This window comes from Vreelandella sulfidaeris, from assembly GCF_042429665.1.
GTDB lineage: Bacteria > Pseudomonadota > Gammaproteobacteria > Pseudomonadales > Halomonadaceae > Vreelandella.
In genome coordinates, this window is sequence record NZ_JBHMAC010000011.1 from 333627 (window position 1) to 351334 (window position 17708).

A 17708-nucleotide genomic window follows, 5' to 3' on the forward strand; every position below is an offset into this window, starting at 1 on the left:
TATTTGACAACGTCAAGCCTATACTTTGGGCTAATCCTTAAAACAAGTGAGACCATCTCTCCCCTGAATCCGTTCATCCTGCTAGGATCGCGCTTCCTTTTATTTTTCAGGTTCCCCTCTCTATGGGCGCACTGCTCACGCCAACGCGAATCGCCAAAGGTCAGCGAGTCATTGAAAATCTGGTCGAACGACTTAAACCATGGAGTTGGTTATGGCCGCCCATGGCCTTCATGGCCGGATTGAGCAGCTTCTTCCTGGTGGATCGCCAGCAGTGGCTGGGTGCTGCGTTGGCCTTGGGGCTATTGTTCGCCTGGGCATTGCTGCTCTCTGAAGGCGTCATTACTCGCTGGCTTTCCCACCGCGGTCACCCGACACCACCGCGTGGCGTTACCACCTTTATTGCACAAATGATTCACCAGGAAACGCTTTTCTTCACGCTACCGTTTGTCTTGGTCACGACGGTTTGGAATAGCGGACAAACGCTGTTTGCCATTTTAGTGGCAGGCATGGCGCTCTTATCCATTATTGATCCACTCTACTTTAAAGTCGCTGAGCGCTGGAGGAGCCTTTATTTTGTGTTCCATGCGCTGTGTGTGTTTCTGGTATTGCTGGTCACGCTACCCATCATGGTGCACCTCACTACCGGTCAAAGCTTACTATTGGCGCTTGGAATTACGGTGCTGGTAGCCCTGCCCAGTTTTTGGCACTTGCTTAAGCAGCACTCTCTAAAACGCTGGTGCGCTTTTTTCGCGCTGACCTTAGTATTGGCCTACGGCGCCTGGTTAGGCCGCATCTGGGTTCCGCCTGCCAGCCTATGGATGACGAGCAGCGCCCTTTCGCCTGCTTTCGATGTTGAACAACGCCTCCCCCAGGGATCAATGCGGCTAACGCCACAAGCGATTAAGGAAAACGGACTTTACGTTTACACGGCTATTCGTGCGCCGCGTGGGTTAAGTGAAACCATTACGCATGCTTGGCATCATAATGGTGAGCTAATGGATATTGTTGAACTCAACATCAATGGCGGTCGCGAGCAGGGGTATCGTGCATGGAGCCACAAACAAAATTTCCCTGAAGATCCGTCCGGCCAATGGCGAATTGATATCATGACCGGCACAGGTCAACGCTTGGGGTTAATACGCTTTTCTGTCTCTGACAATAGTGAACAGGCCTCGTTAATCACCGGGGAAATAAGTCCCAGTGGCCTTAGTGGGCTGAACCTACGTCGGTTTGTACCGGGTCGTCCCAATGACGATGAAGCACGACCCGACAACTAAATGGCTAAGCGCTTGCATTCGACGGCGCAGCTTATGACAATTCATCTATTCACATTTATTGGTAGTTAGTTGCTTATGGCTTCAACAATTGGTTTTCGCATCGCACGATTGCCTCATTTATGGCGTTCTATCCTAGACAGCCGGTTAGCACCATTGGGGTTAACGCAAACTCGCTGGGTGACGCTCTATCACCTTTGGCGCCTGGGCGAGGGTCATCCCCAATGCGACTTGGCGCGAGCCATTGGCGTTGAGGCGCCGTCATTGGTGCGCACCCTTGGTCAACTAGAGGAGCAAGGCTTGGTCGAGCGCCGTGCCTGCGACAATGATCGACGCAGCAAGCGCATTTATCTGACCCCTGCGGCCATGCCTTTATTGGAAAAAATCGACAGCGTGGCCCAACAGGCACGCAAGGAGATGTTTGCCGGCTTAAGTGAGGAGAACCTTAAACAACTTGACGACTGGCTGGCTGTTATCGAGTCCAACGGCGTAGCGATTCAAACGCGCGATAACGACTCCTCGGCGTCTTGATCCCTCATCGTGGGGGGGCGGATCAGCCACCAGCCACCTGCTATCCTTTCAACGGCTGTGCGCTGGGTCGATCGGCATAGCCCCGCAGCGCGTTTAGCAGCTCTTGGAATTCAGGTAAATACGTCGCAAATCGTTCTGGGGTTTGCGACTCCCACCACCATAGCGTTATCGCCTCAGAAGACGATTGAAGCACCACGGCGTCTTGGGGTAGGCGTTCAAGCAGCATTGTTAACGCCTGTGTCGCGCTATCGGGCAAGGGCCGCAAAGGCGCAATCCGCCAACGCCAGCCTGCGTGGTAAGGCTCTAACGCCTCACTCGCGTCACTATCCCTGACCAGCAAAAATTCCGGCCCCGGCGCTAGCGGGGGAAAATGCCAACGATAGGCAGGCATCGTGCCTTTGAAATAATGAAGGGGCGGTTTTTCCAGCTTGACGCTGACGCCATGCTGAGTAACGTTTGCTCGCAGCGCAGCTTGGCGCTTTTGGCGTGGGCTGGGTTTCAACCACATTACCGGCCCCATTACAAACATCACAATAAAAACAATAATAAACCATTCCATCTCTACATTTTCTCCCACATACGTCACACTATAATCGCTACTTGAGAAACCATGACCCAGGTCGTTGTTTTAACTCAAATCGTTGTTAAAATCAGGTGTGCCCGCTACAGTAAAGGCATTGGACAAAGAGCCTCTTTGTTAACCCCGCCAAGGAGATATGCCATGAGCTATCACCACATTTTAGTTGCCGTTGACTTAACCAAAGATTCACACAAGATCCTCGAACGCGCCGTTGTGATCGCTGAGCGCAACAACGGCGCTAAAATCTCCATCATGCATACCCTAGAACCGCTAGGCTTTGCTTATGGCGGCGATATTCCCATGGATCTGACCAGCATTCAGGATCAGTTGGATGAACATGCCAAAAAGCGCCTTGCCGAAATCGCCGCGCCACACATTGACGAAGCTGACCAGCATGTAGTGGTGGGCATGCCCGATACCGAAATCCACCGCTTTGCCGAAGAGCATGGTGTAGACCTGATCGTGGTTGGGTCACATGGTCGCCACGGCTTTGCCCTGCTGCTGGGCTCCACGTCCACCGGTGTGTTGCATGGTGCACAGTGTGATGTACTTGCCGTACGCGTGGGTAAAAAGGGCGAAAAAAGCGACGAGTAGCGACGTACTCACCCTTATCGCTGCCCCCACATAGCTAACCTAAAACGCTAATCTAAAAACTAACCGTAAAAAACGGATGCAACAGGGCTAAGCAAACCAACCAACACGAAAGGCGCCCTAAGGCGCCTTTTGATTAGCGGGTATTATTTATTCGCCTGCCGCCATCGCCTCAAGTGCCATCCAGCGTTCCATGGCGACCTCTAACGCCTCCTGCACTTTTTCCAGCGCTTGCAGCTTAGCCGTAATGGCATCTGCCTCTTGCTGATAAAAGGCAGGCTCGCCAATCTCCCCTTCCAGCGTCTCTACTTCACTCTCCAGACGCTCTATCTCTGCGGGCAACGCATCCAGCTCGCGCTGGAGATTGTAGGAGAGCTTGACGCTCTTTTTAGCCGCAGCGACAGGTGCCTCTGCGACCTTTTTAGGCGTTTCAGAGGTGGGTTCCGTGCGCTGGCGTGCAGCCCCTTCCCACGGCGCTGGCGGCAGCTTACCTCCCTGGCGTATCCAGTCCGTGTAGCCACCTACGTACTCGCGTACAACACCGTCGCCTTCAAAGGCGAGCATGCTGGTGACCACGTTATCCATAAAGGTACGGTCGTGGGAAACCAGCAGCAGCGTGCCATCAAAATCGAGTAGCAGCTCTTCAAGGAGCTCCAACGTTTCCATATCCAGGTCGTTGGTAGGCTCATCAAGCACCAGTACATTAGCGGGCTGAGTAAACAGCTTGGCCAACAGCAGGCGATTGGATTCGCCACCAGAGAGCGCTTTTACCGGCTGGCGGACCCGTTCCGGGGTAAACAGAAAGTCCTGCAAGTAACTCATTACGTGGCGATCCTTGCCGCCAACGCTGACCCGGTCGCTACCTTGGGCAACGTTGTCGTAGACCGTCTTTTCCAGTTCAAGCCCCGCACGCAGCTGATCAAAATAGGCCACTTTGAGATTGGTGCCCATCTGGACCTTGCCTTCACTTGGCTCCAGCTCGCCTAACAGGATTTTCAACAGGGTTGTTTTACCTGCGCCATTGCGGCCTAAAAAGCCAATACGGTCACCACGGAGTACTTCAAGATTAATGTGGCGTAGTACTACGTCATCACCAAACCGCTGGGTAACGCCCTGCAGTTCGACGACACGCTTGCCGGTTCGCTCGCCACGGTCCACCGTAATATTAGCATTCCCCTGCCGCTCACGACGCTGGCTGCGTTCATTACGCATGGCTTCAAGTGCTCGCACTCGTCCTTCATTACGGGTACGCCGGGCCTTGACGCCCTGACGGATCCAAGCCTCTTCCTGAGCCAGTTTCTTATCGAACTCAGCGTTTTCCCGCGCCTCGACTTCAAGTTCATGCTGCTTGCGGGCCTGGTACTCTTCGTACTTGCCGGGATAGTGGCCTAGTTGGCCCCGGTCCAGCTCAAGAATATTGGTCGCTAGCTTAGATAGGAACGCGCGGTCGTGGGTAATTAGCAGCACTGCCCCGTTAAACGCCAGCAGTTGCTCCTCCAGCCAGGCAATGGTGTCGAGATCCAGGTGGTTAGTGGGCTCATCGAGCAGCAGCAAGTCAGGTTCAGCAACCAGCGCACGCGCCAGCGCTACCCGGCGGCGCCACCCGCCAGAAAGCGAGTTCATCTCTGCTTCGGGTGGCAAGCCTAAGCGGGTAAGCACCGTGTCGATGCGCTGATGAAACGACCAGCCGTCGATGGCTTCCAGGCGCGTTTGCAGCGTCGCCATACGATCCATATCCGGGTCGGGGTCGTTAATTAGATGATCATATTCCGAGAGTAGCTCACCAGCTTCGGGCAACCCTTGGGCCACCATATCAAAAATAGTATGACCAGAAGACTCGGGTAGTTCCTGGGCCAGGACACCGATTTTAAGGCCAGGCGCACGCCAGATAGAGCCATCGTCGGGCAGAATATCCCCCGCCACCAGTTTCAGCAAAGTGGACTTGCCGGTGCCGTTGCGCCCGACCAGCGCCAGCCGTTCGCCTTTTTCAACCGTCAGGTCGGCGCGATTGAGTAATACATGAGTGCCGTAAGCGAGTTGTAGCTGTTCAAGTCGTAACAGGGCCACGCGGTGTCCTCCTTAATCGTGAGGCGCACAGTGTAACGCATGCGCCCCCCGCTCGTGTGAACCTTGTCACGCGAAATCGTTATGAGACGAGAACAGCGCGGTGTTTGGCCTTTTCGACCACGCTAAATGTCCATCAGCGACTCATATTTCAGCGCGAATACGCTTTTTATCGAGCTTGCCCACACTGGTCTTGGGAATAACGTCCACCAGTTGAATAACCTTGGGAATAGCCCAGCGATTGAGCTTGCCCTGAGTGACAAACTGTTCCAGAAACTCAGTGATACTTTCTGCACTCAACGGACGATTAAGATCAGAGGGCACCACAAGTGCGGCTGGCCGCTCACCCCATTTTTCATCGGCAACACCAATTACCGCCACTTCCGCCACTCCCGGGCACTGGCTGATATAGCTCTCAAGCTCCAAAGACGAGAGCCACTCACCGCCGGTTTTAATCACATCCTTGATACGGTCACTGATTGAAAGAAAGCCGTGTTGGTCAAGCGTTGCCACATCACCGGTATGCAGCCAGCCATCGCGCCATAGCTCCTCACTGCGCGCCTCCTCCTTATAATAGGCCTGAGTCAACCAGGGCGCCTGCACACGGACTTCACCGGCGCTTTTGCCATCATTCGGTAGCGGCTGCCCGTTTGGGTCCACTACCTGCAGCTTGACCAGCGGTACCGGCAGGCCCGCCTTACAGCGCCAGGGAAGCTGGGTATCAAAATCTGCCTTTTCAACATCCAGGGGCAGAATATCGGCGGTCAACAGCGGACAGGTTTCCGACATGCCGTAAGCACTGCGGGCATCAATACCCAATTCCCAGGCCCGCCGCGCCAGCGATGATGTCAACGCGCTCCCACCAATCAGCACTTTCCAGCCGGTCAGGTCGACCTTTTTCGAGGCGACCGCCTCCGCACTGACGATCATGTTCAATAGAGTCGGCACGCAGTGGGAAAAATCGACCTTCTCCTTGACTAGCAGGGATACCAGCATCTCGGGCTCGTAGCGTCCCGGATAAACCTGAGTGGTCCCCAATAGCGTGGCGGTATAGGGCACACCCCAGGCGTGAACATGAAACATGGGAGTGATCGGCATGTACACCTTGTCGCGGCTGAGGAGCGCAAATCCGGGCGTTTGAAACGCACTGGCCTCGCCCAACGTGTGCAGCACCAATTGCCGATGGGTAAAGAAGACACCTTTAGGATTGCCCGTGGTGCCGGTGGTGTAAAACAGCGTGGCGACCGCGTTTTCATCAAAGCTTGGAAAAGCGTAGTGGTTAGGCTGTTGGCTCAGCAGGTCTTCGTACTCGCCCAACAGCGGTAATGACGACTCAACAGCCCCCGCGTGCTCCTGGCATAGCAGGTAGCCTCGCACCCGTGGCAACTCGGCAACCAGTGGCTCAATAAGCGGCAGGAAATCCTCGTGCACCAAGACAAACACATCTTCGGCGTGGGTCATGGTATAGAGCACCTGTTCAGGGGCAAGCCTGACGTTCACAGTGTGCAGTACCGCGCCGATCATAGGGATCGCAAAGAAGCACTCCAGATAGCGGTGGCTGTCCCAATCAAGCACCGCCACCACGTCTCCGGCACTGACCCCCTGGCTTGAGAGTACGTGCGCCAGACGATGGACACGCTCTCGGAAGGCCCGATAGTCATGCCGACGCTGGTCGCGATAGACAATCTGGTTATCACCCGCCATGCGAACACCGGACTCCAGCAGATCGCCAATCATCAAGGGAGGATTGGTGGCACTGGACGTGGCGGGTAATATTTTCGGTGTTATTGTCGCCATGAAGCGCTCCTTTACAGGTTGATTGAGTCAAATTTTTCCTGCACATGGCAAGAATGCTTTGCTCCTGCACGCAGAGTGGCATGTTGAGAATAACTTGGCATCTCACCTATTAGTCGATGCTTGCGCTAAGCGGTACAATAGAGTTTTGCCGTTTTGCGAAAGGAGTGGCGCTTGGCTGCACCTATTGAGGATACTTTTTTACCCGAAGCGCTCCAGTTTCGCTCACCCTCACCGCTGGTGGATATTGGTGCGAACCTGACACACGAAAGCTTTGGCAAGGATCTTGAGGCCGTTATTGCCCGTGCCCGGGCTGCGCAGGTCAGTACCTTGATCGTCACGGGAACAGATCTTGCCCATGCCGAGCAGGCCGTTGAACTCGCCAGACAGTATGCCGGGTTCTATGCCACCGCAGGCGTGCATCCTCACGACGCCAGCGGCTGGAATGCCGAGCTTGCCGGGAAAATGGCAGCCCTGCACGCCCTCCCCGAAGTGGTCGCCGTGGGTGAGTGCGGGCTTGATTTCAATCGCAACTTCTCGACCCCAAAAGAGCAGGAGCATGCTTTTGAAGCGCAGTTGGCGCTGGCGGCTGAGAGTGGCCTGCCGCTTTTTCTTCACGAGCGTGATGCAGGGCCTCGAATGCGCGAAATACTTACCAGCTGGCGCGGTGATATCAGCGACGCCGTGATCCATTGCTTCACTGCTGATCGCGATACGCTGCATGGCTACCTTGATCTGGATATGCATATTGGCCTGACTGGCTGGATATGCGACGAGCGGCGCGGCCACCACCTTCGCACGTTGGTCAACGACATTCCGCTTGAGCGGCTGATGATCGAGACCGATTGCCCCTACCTGCTGCCGCGCAACCTGCCGGCCAAGCTCAAGGGGCGCAGACATGAACCCGCGCTGCTACCGTGGATTTTAAAAGAAATTGCCCAGTGGCACGGTGTCAGCAAAGCTGAACTGGCCAGCGCCACCACCCAAACGGCGCAGCGCTTCTTCCGCCTGCCCACTGACACTTGAGAGGAGTACGAGCGTGGCCGATTATCCAGGATTTATTGCCATTGAAACGGGCGAAGATGATGGCCTGCCCCTTGCCATTGCCTGGTCACTGCCGGATGGACGCGTCAAGGAGACGCTGATTCAGCCGGACGACAGCTGGATCAAGGAAGATACCAATGCCATGGGCGCCTACAGCATTGAAGAGCTTGAGAGCCTGGGCGTCAGTCCACTTGAGGTGATTCGCGAACTCGAAAATGATCACTTTTCAGCGACGCTGTATACCAGCGACAACGGCGATGAAGAAGCCGCACTGGCGCGGCTGTTTGATACCTACGGACTTGATCCGTTTGTCGAACTAGCGCCAGCACCGGTACTCTATCCTTCGCTTGCGCCCGGTGAATGGCACCGTCAGCGACGTGAAACGTTCAGCGAACTGGGTCTTGAACCCATGCGCCCCGAGCACGAGTTGGAGGTCATGCTGTCTTTACATCAACGCCTGACCGAGGACGATTAAGCGTTATCAAACGTTAGCGTTAGTTCCAAAATACCGCGATGCGTTTGCACCCCAGCAAAACCTCTGCTAACCAACAAGGTGGACACCGCTTTTCAACTCGCGGTGGTGAAAGATCAGGTATTGATTGATCAGCCATGTCAGTTAAGGAGGCATCAAATGACGGATTATGTTGAAAAGGGAGATATTTATTTCTTCTACCGGCCCAAGGTTAATACGCAAAAGGTGCAGAATCTTGACGACGTTCAGCGCCTTCACCTTGTGCTGGTCCCGGACGACGGTGATAAAGCTCGCCTGTTTCTGGTAGGCAAGAAGCGCATGCCCGAGATTATGCAAGGCAAGCCAACCTCTACCGCCCGCGAGTGGATGATGAACGACATGACCGGTAAGCCCAAGGCAATTGGTGAGGCGCTCGCTCCGCTTGAATATGAGACCAAAACCAAAGGCGAGCAGGAGCAAGGAGAAGCTATTCCCGTCGGTGAGGGCCGCTATGCGATCTTTATGCGCGACAACAGCTCTCGCTTGGCTTATCGGCTTTCCAACCCAACGCCCCCTGGCAAGGCACAATCACAGTTGGGGATTCTTGCCGAGGCAAGCTACATCATCTCGGTGCGCAATCCCTCTCTCGATGTGCCTGGCTTTACCGATGCCAAGCCAAACTACCCCAAGCATCTGGAAAAAAAGTTCGCCGATAAACGCTGGCTAGACATCGAGGATGGTAAATTTCTCGACTATGAGAATGCCCAGCTTCTGCTGATTGGTGCCCATGATGACCTCAGTGAAGAATCTGTTTCCATCACCGGCAAAGCAGCTCTGTTCAAGACGTTGGGACTCAACCAGCGCGAGTGGCCTACTGAGGCGCTAAAAGGCGGAGAACTGACAGAACCACAGATGCAGCCAGAGGCCAAGGCGCCCGAGGGTGATCGCAGCAAAGGCGGCGAGCGTGGCGGCAAGGCGGCTATATCTACCGCTTCGGCCGCGGGTATCACCAAGTCGCTCAAAGGCATTGACTTTCCTTGCGACAAAGCCGATTTGGTCAAGCAAGCCAAGGCCAACCAGGCGGCGGATGACATTATCGACGTTCTGAATGAGTATCCGAATCGGCAATACGACACGATGGCGGATATTCAAAAAGCACTCGGGGAGATACGCTAATGGCCCAGTTCACTTGTGAAATATGTGGCGCTGAGTTCGAGCAGAAGTCCCGCTATGAACAGCACATGCTTACCTCTCACCCGCAGCAGGCAGTGTCTGCTGCCGATATCGAAAAGGCACTCAAGGACGTCGAATTCCCACGTTCGCGTAACGAGCTAGCCGAAGCGGTGGATGAAGAACATCTCGATGTGAAGGACATTATTAAGCATCTGCCGGATCAACAATACCGCGATGCTGCCGACGTCGCGCGGGCTTTCGGTGAGCTACGCACCCATGAGAAGAGTGCCGACAATCAACCCAGCAAGACGGGTGGTGAGCATGCCATGCAGTCGCCATCCGCGGCGCGCTTTGCCAGCCTGTTCGCTGGCATGCATTTTCCAGCTTCGCGTGCGCAATTAATAAACCATGCGCGTGCAAAAGCCAGCGAACAGGAAATGGATACCTTGAAGCAGTTTGGCGAACACAACTACAAGAGCATGGCCGAGGTAACTCAGGAGCTGAATCAGATTGACTAACGCATCTGTGCCGCAAGGTTAATGCCAGCAGTAAGCGCGTTTACTTCGTGACTCGCCCAGTAAGCTTGTCACGAAGCCTGTCAACCATTCCTATGCCCGCTCCGACACTTTTATGAAAAAGCTCAGAGTGCGGAGCGCTTGGGTGCGGGCGCGTTGGCGCCAGCTTTTTAGCGTTTTCGACTTGCTTACCCATTTCAATGAGTTGTTCTTCAGGAATATACTTTCGCAACTTGGGAAACTGGTCAGATTCCTCATCGTCTGCATGGTGGCTTAACAAGCCTTCCAGCTTTTCAAACCGCTCCATATACTGCGGGTCAGCCGCCTCTAACTCTTCCAACTGTTTCATTAACGTTACGATTTCATCGTGTTCTTGCTTATCGTGCTCAACTTCCTCGCGTCCATTGGGTATGCACTTCTCCATTACCGGATAGACATACATCTCCTCGGCGACGGCATGGCGCATCACCTCAGCAATTAACGTTTCGGTCGTGTCCCGACGTTGATCGATATCACTTGAGCGCTTAATTTGCTCCGCCAGCGCCATCATTTCCTTATGATCCGTGGTCAGGATATCAGCGACATCGGCAATTGATCCGTTGGTTTGGGATGGGGTCATGAGATTCTCTCCTTTAGACTCGTGACTTCTACCGCAGTAGATATTTTAACATAGTCATGACCCCTGCAATCTTTCAAGTCCTTGAGTAATTGCTGTCTCGCGCTGCCCCCCCACTCGATAGTAATGATTCAAGGCATGACGAAACGCATCAGCACGAACGGGCAGGCCTTCACCTTCATAGCGCTCTGCACGTGCCATTACGCGCTTTTCAAAGGCACTACGATCAACGTCTAAATCTCCACCTAAATTATCGACGCTGACATGAAAAGAACGCCCACACGCCTGGGTAAACAGGTACTCCAGTGCTTGTGGTGCCACTTCTGAGTTCTCAAAAGCGATCTGCTGTTCAGCATTGCGCCCATCCGGGGCATACCAGTAGCCGTAATCTTCTAGCTGGCGACGTTTTTCGCCTGCGATACACCAGTGGCTGATTTCGTGTAAGGCACTGGCATAATAGCCTCTCGCGAAAATAACCTGATGGTAAGGTGTTTCGACATTCGCGGGCCGATAGAGAGGCTCGTCACCACCGCGAATCAATCGAGTATGATAGTGCGGCATAAACACGCCATCAAAGAGTGCAGTAATATCGTCAAGCGTCCATCTGTCACGTGCGTGGGTCACAATATCCTCGTTATTCAGGCTCGTTTTACCTAGTATAACGGCCCACCCCGAGCTGGCTGAAGCTTAAACAGCAAAACCCAGCGAGCCCTGCTAACCTGTCGCGTTTTAACGACTACTTTATTAACGGAGAGGCTATCCTTGGCCGGCTTTGCTAACGATTTCAAGACCACTTACTGGCCCGAAACACGCGCCTTAATCCTTCTGGCACTGCCTATTTGCGGTGCTCAGCTCGCCCAGGCGGGCATGAGCGTTGTCGACGTCATGATGACCGGCCGTTACAACGCCACCTCATTGGCGGCTGTATCGGTAGGCGCTAGCCTGTGGATGCCCTTGATGCTGTTTATAACCGGCACGCTGATGGGACTTACCCCTATTGTTGCTCACCTATTGGGCGGCAAACGCAATGACGACATTCGCCCGGCCGTTCATCAGGGACTATGGGTGGCGCTGGTACTCGGCATCATCGCCGCGATACTGCTTCGCACTAGCATAATGCCTATTTTTGAATGGATGGACGTACCCCATCACGTTGCACAGGAGTCGGCAGCCTACCTATCCGCCGTAGCGTTCGGGATGCCGGGTATTGCGCTTTTTCAAGCGCTACGGGCATTTTCCGATGGGATTAACCATACGCGGCCATCTCTATGGATCAGCTTGGTTGGCCTAGCCGTCAATATTCCAGCCAATTACTTGCTCATCTACGGCGGCGACGGTCTGGTTGATCTATTTGGCAATGCTGTTCCTGACACTCTACAGCAGCTTCCTGCACTGGGCGCGTTTGGCTGCGGCATCGCCACCGCTTTATCCATGTGGACAATGACTCTCGCCATGATGCTCTATACCCGCCGGGGCCGGGCGTATCAAGGCATAGCACTTTGGAAGCGTTTCACTCCGCCTCAGCTTGCAGGTATCAAGGAGCTTGTGGTGGTAGGCATGCCCATTGGCGTGGCCATCTTTGTTGAAGTCACGCTGTTTACCTTGATTGCACTATTTATCGCAAGTTTTGGTGAAGTGACCGTCGGTGCCCACCAGATTGCACTCAGCTTTACGTCGATTCTGTTTATGCTGCCGCTATCGTTAAGCATGGCTCTCACGGTTCGCGTCGGAAATACGCTCGGTCAACACCGCCGACAGCTGGCAAGCCACGTCGCCTGGAACGGCATTGTGGTAAGCGTGTTGATTGCAGCCTTCAACAGCCTGCTTTTGTGGGTAACCGCCAAGCCGGTCATTGCCCTTTATACCTCTAACCCGCAAATACAGGCGCTGGCCTTTTCCATCATTGCGCTCGCGGTCATTTTCCAGCTATCAGATTCGCTTCAGGTAAACTTGGCGGGCGCCTTGCGAGGCTATAAGGATACGCGCATCGTGATGGTCATCACCGTGCTCTCTTACTGGATTGTAGGCCTGGGTGGCGGACATTGGCTAGGCACACATGGCGTCAACGGGCTGACTGAGCCACTAGGGGTTCACGGGTATTGGATAGGCCTAATTGCCGGGCTAAGCACTGCAGCGCTTCTTCTCGGCTGGCGCTTGAAATGGATTAGCCAGCAGGAGTAATGAATGGCTTATGCGACAAGATTAGTCCGTATATTGACGATCAGCGCCAGCCTAATGTTAGCTGGCTGCCAGGGGGAAAACGCCGAGGCGCCTTGGGTGGCGTACCATCAACAACTGGCTGACGACCTCTCCTTAGCACCGATTGAGCGCTCAGATATTGGTAATATTGGCGCGTTTCCAGAGCAGCGCACAAGGCTGATACCCATTGAGGAAACCCGCGAAGGCATGCTCAATATCTATGCGCTGCGGGAGTGCCAAATTACCTCACTCATTGCCGCACGCAATAACCAGCTGGGCCGCGTTGCTCCCCCTAGCCAGCATTGGCTGTATGAACGCGAGCTATGGCAGAAGTTGGATGCCTGCTGGAACAGTGAGATTCCCGCTACTTTGAGCCCTGAAAACCGTGAACGCCTTGCTGAGCTTACCCGCCTTAAAACCGAGCAGTTACCTGCCGTTAGTTGGAACGCTATTTTTGCTTCTGAGGAGTGGGTAAAGAGCTTCTCTCGGGCGAGTCACGCCTGGGACATTCGACACCCTCCCGACATGAAGCAACCGCTAGCCGCCGTCGACTACTTACAGCAAATGGTCGATACGCAATTTAGCCAAACGTGGCAACAGGACTCGTCGACACTTGAAAATCATTTAAAAAACCTACAAGAACGCCCACTAAGCGCCGAAGTATTGCGCACGTTATTGCTTGCCACTCAGCGCCTAACAGAAGCTAACCGCTACCTGAACGCGATCAATCTCACATCTGAGACCTGCCTATCCGCCTGGGACAGCAGCCATCTGGATAACCTTGAACACCGCGCCAAACAGTGGCTAACAGCGATTAATCAGCTAATTGACGCGCAACAAGTGCCCACGCCTACCGCTATCGACCACTATCAAACGCGCTGGCTGTCATTGCAAAATCCCCGTGCGCCCTGGCAGCAGTTTCAGCAAGTACGCCTTGAACATGCAGCACTCAGAGCACGCTTACCCATGTGCTCAAACAATAAAAAATCGTAGGGGCCTTAACCTTATGAGCAACTTGTGCTATTGGTGAATACGTGAGGTGAAAATAATGCAAGCCATGGGCCTGCTTCGCCAATGTGATGACCATGCAGCACAAGGAGAGACACAATGGGCGTATCCTTGTCACCCCGCTCTGCCCAGGTCATCGACCTGGAAACGGTGCGTCAGCGTCAGCAGGCGCAAAAGTGCCTAGTCCGTTTAGCGCCTGAGCTAGATGGACTGGAGATGGTATACCAACTCACTGCGAGCCAAGATACGTACTATGGAATGCCGATTTTGGCTTGGGGGTTACGAGCAGACGGTAACGTCGTCGGTTTAGTACCGTGGATGGAATCCATGGCTGCCTGTAATGAGCTGAATAGTCATGAGAATGGCTACTTCGTCGGCTATCGTGACCCAGAGACCGAGGAAATTTTTGACGTACCTCCGGACCACAAATATCAAGAATTAGTGGCATCAGCCGAATACTTTGATTATGAAGCCTCCGGAGAGGTCACACTTATACAGCAAATCCCGGATACGTTAGGCACTCACGCGCTATGCATGAATCGCCCTAACTCGCCGTGGCATATGAAGCCCGTTTACGGGTGGAGGCTCTACAGCGACGGCAGCCTTGATGCACTGGTGGCCGATGAGCAGAAAGCCACCATGACGCCCATCCTCTTAGGTGACAAGTGCCTTTATAGTGCTCATACCCGCCATCAAACGGTCTACTTTTTCCAACGCCATATCGCTAACCGCATTTTGGAAGAAGATCCTGCAACGCTAGAAGCATTAGCGATGATGGTAGTGGCAAGCGATTGAGAGTACTGAACCATTGATAGCACTAATCGATTAATAGTGCTGACACATCAGGCGAGGAAAGACTCATGCAAGCAACATGAGCCTCGCCTAGGGTCACATGGCACCTTAATCATGCACGTTATCAGCATGGCCACCTGGGCGGCTATGCTGAGATGCGCTAGTCAGCGTAGCGATTAAGCAGCGTCACCATTTAAGGCTGTCAAAGTAAGCGGCCAATTCAAAAAGGCTACGCCAAGCGAATAAAGTATACAAAGTCGCTCGCCGATGAGGAGTCCTGCACTAGCAGTTCATGCCCTAAAAATTGACAAAACTTGGGCACATCCCGTGTGGTGGCTGGATCGGTTGCAATCACCTTGAGCACTTGGCCCGAAGACATGTCGCGTACTTGGTTATGCATCAACATAATCGGCTCAGGACAGTACAATCCCGTTGTATCTAATACCGCATCATAGCAGGGTAATGTACTCGTATTATCAGCCATTAACATCCTCGATGTAGGAAGCACTGTGTATGATTAAAGTTATCATCGAACGTAGAATTATGCCCGGACTAGAAGAAGAGTACGAGCAGGCAGCTCGTGAAGCAATGCGCGTATCTTTAGGCGCCAGGGGTTTCGTTGGTGGCGAAACACTTGTCGAGCTTGGCCATACCGATCGTCGTTTGATGATCACAAAGTGGAGAGATATCCGCGCCTGGAAGGAGTGGCACTCAAGCGAAGCACGCACCACAGCTATGCAACGCATTCTACCGCTGTTAACTGAAGAGGAAAGCATCCGGATCTATGAACCCGGCTACTAGCCTGCTTTCATTCAACTCATCAGTCTTTAAGCCTTACATGAACCGTTACCTCTTCACGATCATGATAGAGGTGACGACAAGCTATATCAGCTTGCACGCCTGCTTTTGCAAGCGACGCCTCCAGTTTACCCAGGCATCGGGTCACTTCATCCCAGCGTTTCTTCATGGGTAATTTAAGGTTAAATACAGCCTCTTTACACCATTTATGAGTGAGCCAACGCTCGACCATCGCCAGCACACGCACCGGCTTATCAACAATATCACAGACCAGCCAATCCAACCGCTGTGGGGGCTCCCAGGTAAAACCATCCTCTTTTAGATGATCTATTTGTCCTGTCTTCATCAACTCACTGTCCATCGGGCCATTGTCGATAGCGTAGACATACATACCCCGCTGTACCAACTGCCATGTCCAGCCACCAGGAGCCGCGCCCAGGTCAGCGGCCTGCATGTGAGGTGCAAGGCGGACTTCCCACTCCTCGCGGGGGATAAACTCATGCCAAGCCTCTTCTAACTTTAGCGTTGAACGGCTAGGCGCTCTGGAGGGAAAGCGTAGACGACGGATACCGTTTATCAATTCACTACGGTTAGCTGGGAAACTCATCGCTAACTGCACACGATCACCGTCGGTCCAGAAAACATGCAAGCGTCTGGCTCCAGCACTACGCCGTAAGGCACCACGCTTTTTCAGCATGCTTGCTAGCGGCTTAGTGAGCGCCTTAATCAGTCCCGTCAACGCTTTGCCGTCATTAGTATCCGGCGTTTCGTGCCAAATATCTTCAAAGCTCCATCGACTGGCTTTTATCTGCTCTAAAATAGCAGTGAGGCGATCATCTCTTGAAAGCGTAAGAGCAGGCAGCGCTGCCAGGCTTTGGCGTGCAAATATCAGCCTATTAAAGGAGGCTTGGCGATGTAACTCATTGACCGGCTCACCATCGACTCGCGTTAAGCTAACCCAACCTTCGCCGCAGGTCGCCTCCCCTATCACACCGTGCAGGCTTGCATGATGCTGTAATTCTGCCATTGCATCATTTTCAAATCCTGGACGGCAATAAACGAGCCATGTAATGGGTACTAATTCACTCACCCTTTCACCTCAAACGTTAAATACCAACAAGACAGACTATCGTGTGCCAAACCTCTGCTCCATTGAGCAGCACACCGAGGCCGAATCATAGCATTTTATCGGTGCAATACGGCTGGCGTTAGGGGTTAGTAGTACACCTGTAGGCAACTATCGTCTTTTAGTTGGAAGTGTCGTAAACTCACTATAACAGCGTTTTCTTATTTTACTTAAAGCGCTGTTTTAAATATATATTTTCAGCCTAACTTCATAACATTCAGTACCGCTTACGATTAGCGGGTCTTTGCCAAGGAGAGCACCATGGGGCAGCGTCCACCCCTTTTAATTAACCGGCTTGATGCTGAACGCTTACAGCGTTTAATCGACGCTGCCAGTGAAGAGGATCAAGCGGTGGCAGAAATGCTCGGAAACGAGCTAAGCCGAGGCGTTGTCGTTGATCCGAATGAGATTCCCGACAATGTGGTGAGTATGAATAGTCAGGTTCAGTTCACTGATCTTACCCGCCAAAAACAGATGATCCGGACGCTGGTTTATCCTCATGCCCTGACCAGCGTTGAAGATGCCCTTTCAGTAATGGCACCCATTGGGGCCAGCCTACTAGGCCTCAAGGTGGGTGATGCTATTGATTGGCCCCTACCGAATAACGGTAATACCCTATTACGCATCGACGCCATTCTTTGGCAGCCAGAACGAGAAAAACAGTACCACCGTTAACAGTGGCGTTGCCATCGCAAGCGCAGCGTGGCGATCTAGGGTTGCCTGTCACCACCGGCAGAGATGGCCACGTCGCTGCGCTCCTCGCCATGACAGGCTCTATTACCTCAACCACCGCACTACCGTTGACTCTGTCATTGCGAGCGTAGCGCGGCAATCTGGGGTGAGGGGTACTTTTCTTCCAGGCAACAAAAAGCCCAGCCGGGTGGCTGGGTTTTTCGTGGAATAAGTGCCTGACGATGACCTACTCTCGCATGGGGAGACCCCACACTACCATCGGCGCTAAGCGGTTTCACTTCTGAGTTCGGCAAGGGATCAGGTGGTTCACGCGTGCTATGGTCGTCAGGCGTAACTGGTTATGTACATCATGCTGATGCGTACTGCTAAATGGTGATCGTCTCATGGTGCCGCCCTTGCATTTGCTTGGGTCACACGCTGCATATCCGGCTTTTTGGTTGATCGCTCAACCTTACGTTA

The 17708-nt window shown here is 53.5% G+C and carries 19 protein-coding genes and 1 rRNA gene; 12 read left to right on the forward strand and 8 right to left on the reverse strand.

Going from position 1 to position 17708, the window contains the following annotated elements; translation table 11 throughout:
- The first annotated feature begins 122 nt into the window (after window positions 1-122).
- A complete protein-coding gene (locus ACFFLD_RS13500) occupies window positions 123-1277 on the forward strand; it encodes a DUF5924 family protein (protein ID WP_386041491.1) in 1155 nt (384 codons plus the stop codon).
- A gap of 75 nt (window positions 1278-1352) precedes the next feature.
- The gene (slyA, locus tag ACFFLD_RS13505; protein WP_386041493.1) at window positions 1353-1805 is read left to right on the forward strand and encodes a transcriptional regulator SlyA; all 453 of its coding nucleotides are present in this window, start codon (window positions 1353-1355) and stop codon (window positions 1803-1805) included.
- A 40-nt stretch (window positions 1806-1845) separates the two neighbouring features.
- On the opposite strand, the gene ACFFLD_RS13510 is transcribed toward slyA, so the two are convergent.
- Window positions 1846-2364, reverse strand: coding sequence for a preprotein translocase subunit YajC (locus tag ACFFLD_RS13510; RefSeq protein WP_386041495.1), 519 nt, complete (start codon window positions 2362-2364; stop codon window positions 1846-1848).
- A gap of 162 nt (window positions 2365-2526) precedes the next feature.
- Between ACFFLD_RS13510 and ACFFLD_RS13515 the strand changes: the two genes are divergently transcribed.
- Window positions 2527-2979, forward strand: a complete 453-nt coding sequence (locus ACFFLD_RS13515) for a universal stress protein (RefSeq protein WP_386041497.1) — start codon at window positions 2527-2529, stop codon at window positions 2977-2979.
- Between the two features lie 147 nt (window positions 2980-3126).
- On the opposite strand, the gene ACFFLD_RS13520 is transcribed toward ACFFLD_RS13515, so the two are convergent.
- Entirely contained in the window at window positions 3127-5043 is a 1917-nt protein-coding gene (locus tag ACFFLD_RS13520; RefSeq protein ID WP_386041499.1) for an ATP-binding cassette domain-containing protein, read from the reverse strand.
- Between the two features lie 141 nt (window positions 5044-5184).
- Window positions 5185-6837: a fatty acid--CoA ligase gene (locus ACFFLD_RS13525; RefSeq protein ID WP_386041501.1), complete on the reverse strand. Its 1653-nt coding sequence runs from the start codon at window positions 6835-6837 to the stop codon at window positions 5185-5187.
- A gap of 171 nt (window positions 6838-7008) precedes the next feature.
- Between ACFFLD_RS13525 and ACFFLD_RS13530 the strand changes: the two genes are divergently transcribed.
- From ACFFLD_RS13530 to ACFFLD_RS13545, 4 genes are all read left to right on the forward strand, one after another.
- Window positions 7009-7860, forward strand: a complete 852-nt coding sequence (locus ACFFLD_RS13530) for a TatD family hydrolase (protein WP_386041504.1) — start codon at window positions 7009-7011, stop codon at window positions 7858-7860.
- A gap of 13 nt (window positions 7861-7873) precedes the next feature.
- Window positions 7874-8353 carry a hypothetical protein gene (locus tag ACFFLD_RS13535; protein WP_386041506.1) on the forward strand — a complete coding sequence of 160 codons (480 nt, stop codon included), beginning with the start codon at window positions 7874-7876 and terminating at the stop codon, window positions 8351-8353.
- A 156-nt stretch (window positions 8354-8509) separates the two neighbouring features.
- Window positions 8510-9505: a DUF2795 domain-containing protein gene (locus ACFFLD_RS13540; RefSeq protein WP_386041508.1), complete on the forward strand. Its 996-nt coding sequence runs from the start codon at window positions 8510-8512 to the stop codon at window positions 9503-9505.
- A complete protein-coding gene (locus ACFFLD_RS13545) occupies window positions 9505-10020 on the forward strand; it encodes a DUF2795 domain-containing protein (RefSeq protein ID WP_386041510.1) in 516 nt (171 codons plus the stop codon). The genes ACFFLD_RS13540 and ACFFLD_RS13545 overlap by 1 nt, the downstream gene beginning before the upstream one ends.
- Before the next feature lie 40 nt (window positions 10021-10060).
- Here the strand turns inward: ACFFLD_RS13545 and ACFFLD_RS13550 are convergent, their stop codons facing one another.
- Together ACFFLD_RS13550 and ACFFLD_RS13555 are read right to left on the reverse strand one after the other, a co-directional pair.
- Entirely contained in the window at window positions 10061-10636 is a 576-nt protein-coding gene (locus tag ACFFLD_RS13550) for a hemerythrin domain-containing protein (protein ID WP_386041512.1), read from the reverse strand.
- A 54-nt stretch (window positions 10637-10690) separates the two neighbouring features.
- Window positions 10691-11257 carry an elongation factor P hydroxylase gene (locus ACFFLD_RS13555; RefSeq protein WP_386041516.1) on the reverse strand — a complete coding sequence of 189 codons (567 nt, stop codon included), beginning with the start codon at window positions 11255-11257 and terminating at the stop codon, window positions 10691-10693.
- Window positions 11258-11395: 138 nt separating this feature from the next.
- On the opposite strand from ACFFLD_RS13555, the gene ACFFLD_RS13560 reads away from it, so the two are divergent.
- From ACFFLD_RS13560 to ACFFLD_RS13570, 3 genes are all read left to right on the forward strand, one after another.
- Window positions 11396-12814, forward strand: coding sequence for an MATE family efflux transporter (locus tag ACFFLD_RS13560; protein WP_386041518.1), 1419 nt, complete (start codon window positions 11396-11398; stop codon window positions 12812-12814).
- 3 nt (window positions 12815-12817) lie between these two features.
- Window positions 12818-13825 (forward strand): DUF3080 family protein, encoded by a 1008-nt coding sequence (locus ACFFLD_RS13565; RefSeq protein ID WP_386041520.1) that lies wholly within the window; start codon window positions 12818-12820, stop codon window positions 13823-13825.
- 114 nt (window positions 13826-13939) lie between these two features.
- A complete protein-coding gene (locus ACFFLD_RS13570) occupies window positions 13940-14635 on the forward strand; it encodes a hypothetical protein (RefSeq protein ID WP_386041522.1) in 696 nt (231 codons plus the stop codon).
- A 226-nt stretch (window positions 14636-14861) separates the two neighbouring features.
- Here the strand turns inward: ACFFLD_RS13570 and tusA are convergent, their stop codons facing one another.
- A complete protein-coding gene (gene tusA / locus ACFFLD_RS13575) occupies window positions 14862-15116 on the reverse strand; it encodes a sulfurtransferase TusA (RefSeq protein ID WP_386041524.1) in 255 nt (84 codons plus the stop codon).
- Window positions 15117-15145: 29 nt separating this feature from the next.
- On the opposite strand from tusA, the gene ACFFLD_RS13580 reads away from it, so the two are divergent.
- Window positions 15146-15433, forward strand: a complete 288-nt coding sequence (locus ACFFLD_RS13580) for an antibiotic biosynthesis monooxygenase family protein (RefSeq protein WP_386041526.1) — start codon at window positions 15146-15148, stop codon at window positions 15431-15433.
- Between the two features lie 19 nt (window positions 15434-15452).
- On the opposite strand, the gene rlmM is transcribed toward ACFFLD_RS13580, so the two are convergent.
- On the reverse strand, window positions 15453-16520 hold the full coding sequence (gene rlmM / locus ACFFLD_RS13585; RefSeq protein ID WP_386041528.1) for a 23S rRNA (cytidine(2498)-2'-O)-methyltransferase RlmM: 1068 nt from the start codon (window positions 16518-16520) through the stop codon (window positions 15453-15455).
- A 297-nt stretch (window positions 16521-16817) separates the two neighbouring features.
- On the opposite strand from rlmM, the gene rnk reads away from it, so the two are divergent.
- Window positions 16818-17231, forward strand: coding sequence for a nucleoside diphosphate kinase regulator (gene rnk, locus ACFFLD_RS13590; RefSeq protein WP_386041530.1), 414 nt, complete (start codon window positions 16818-16820; stop codon window positions 17229-17231).
- A 231-nt stretch (window positions 17232-17462) separates the two neighbouring features.
- On the opposite strand, the gene rrf is transcribed toward rnk, so the two are convergent.
- Window positions 17463-17578, reverse strand: a 5S ribosomal RNA gene (gene rrf, locus ACFFLD_RS13595).
- Window positions 17579-17708 lie beyond the last annotated feature (130 nt).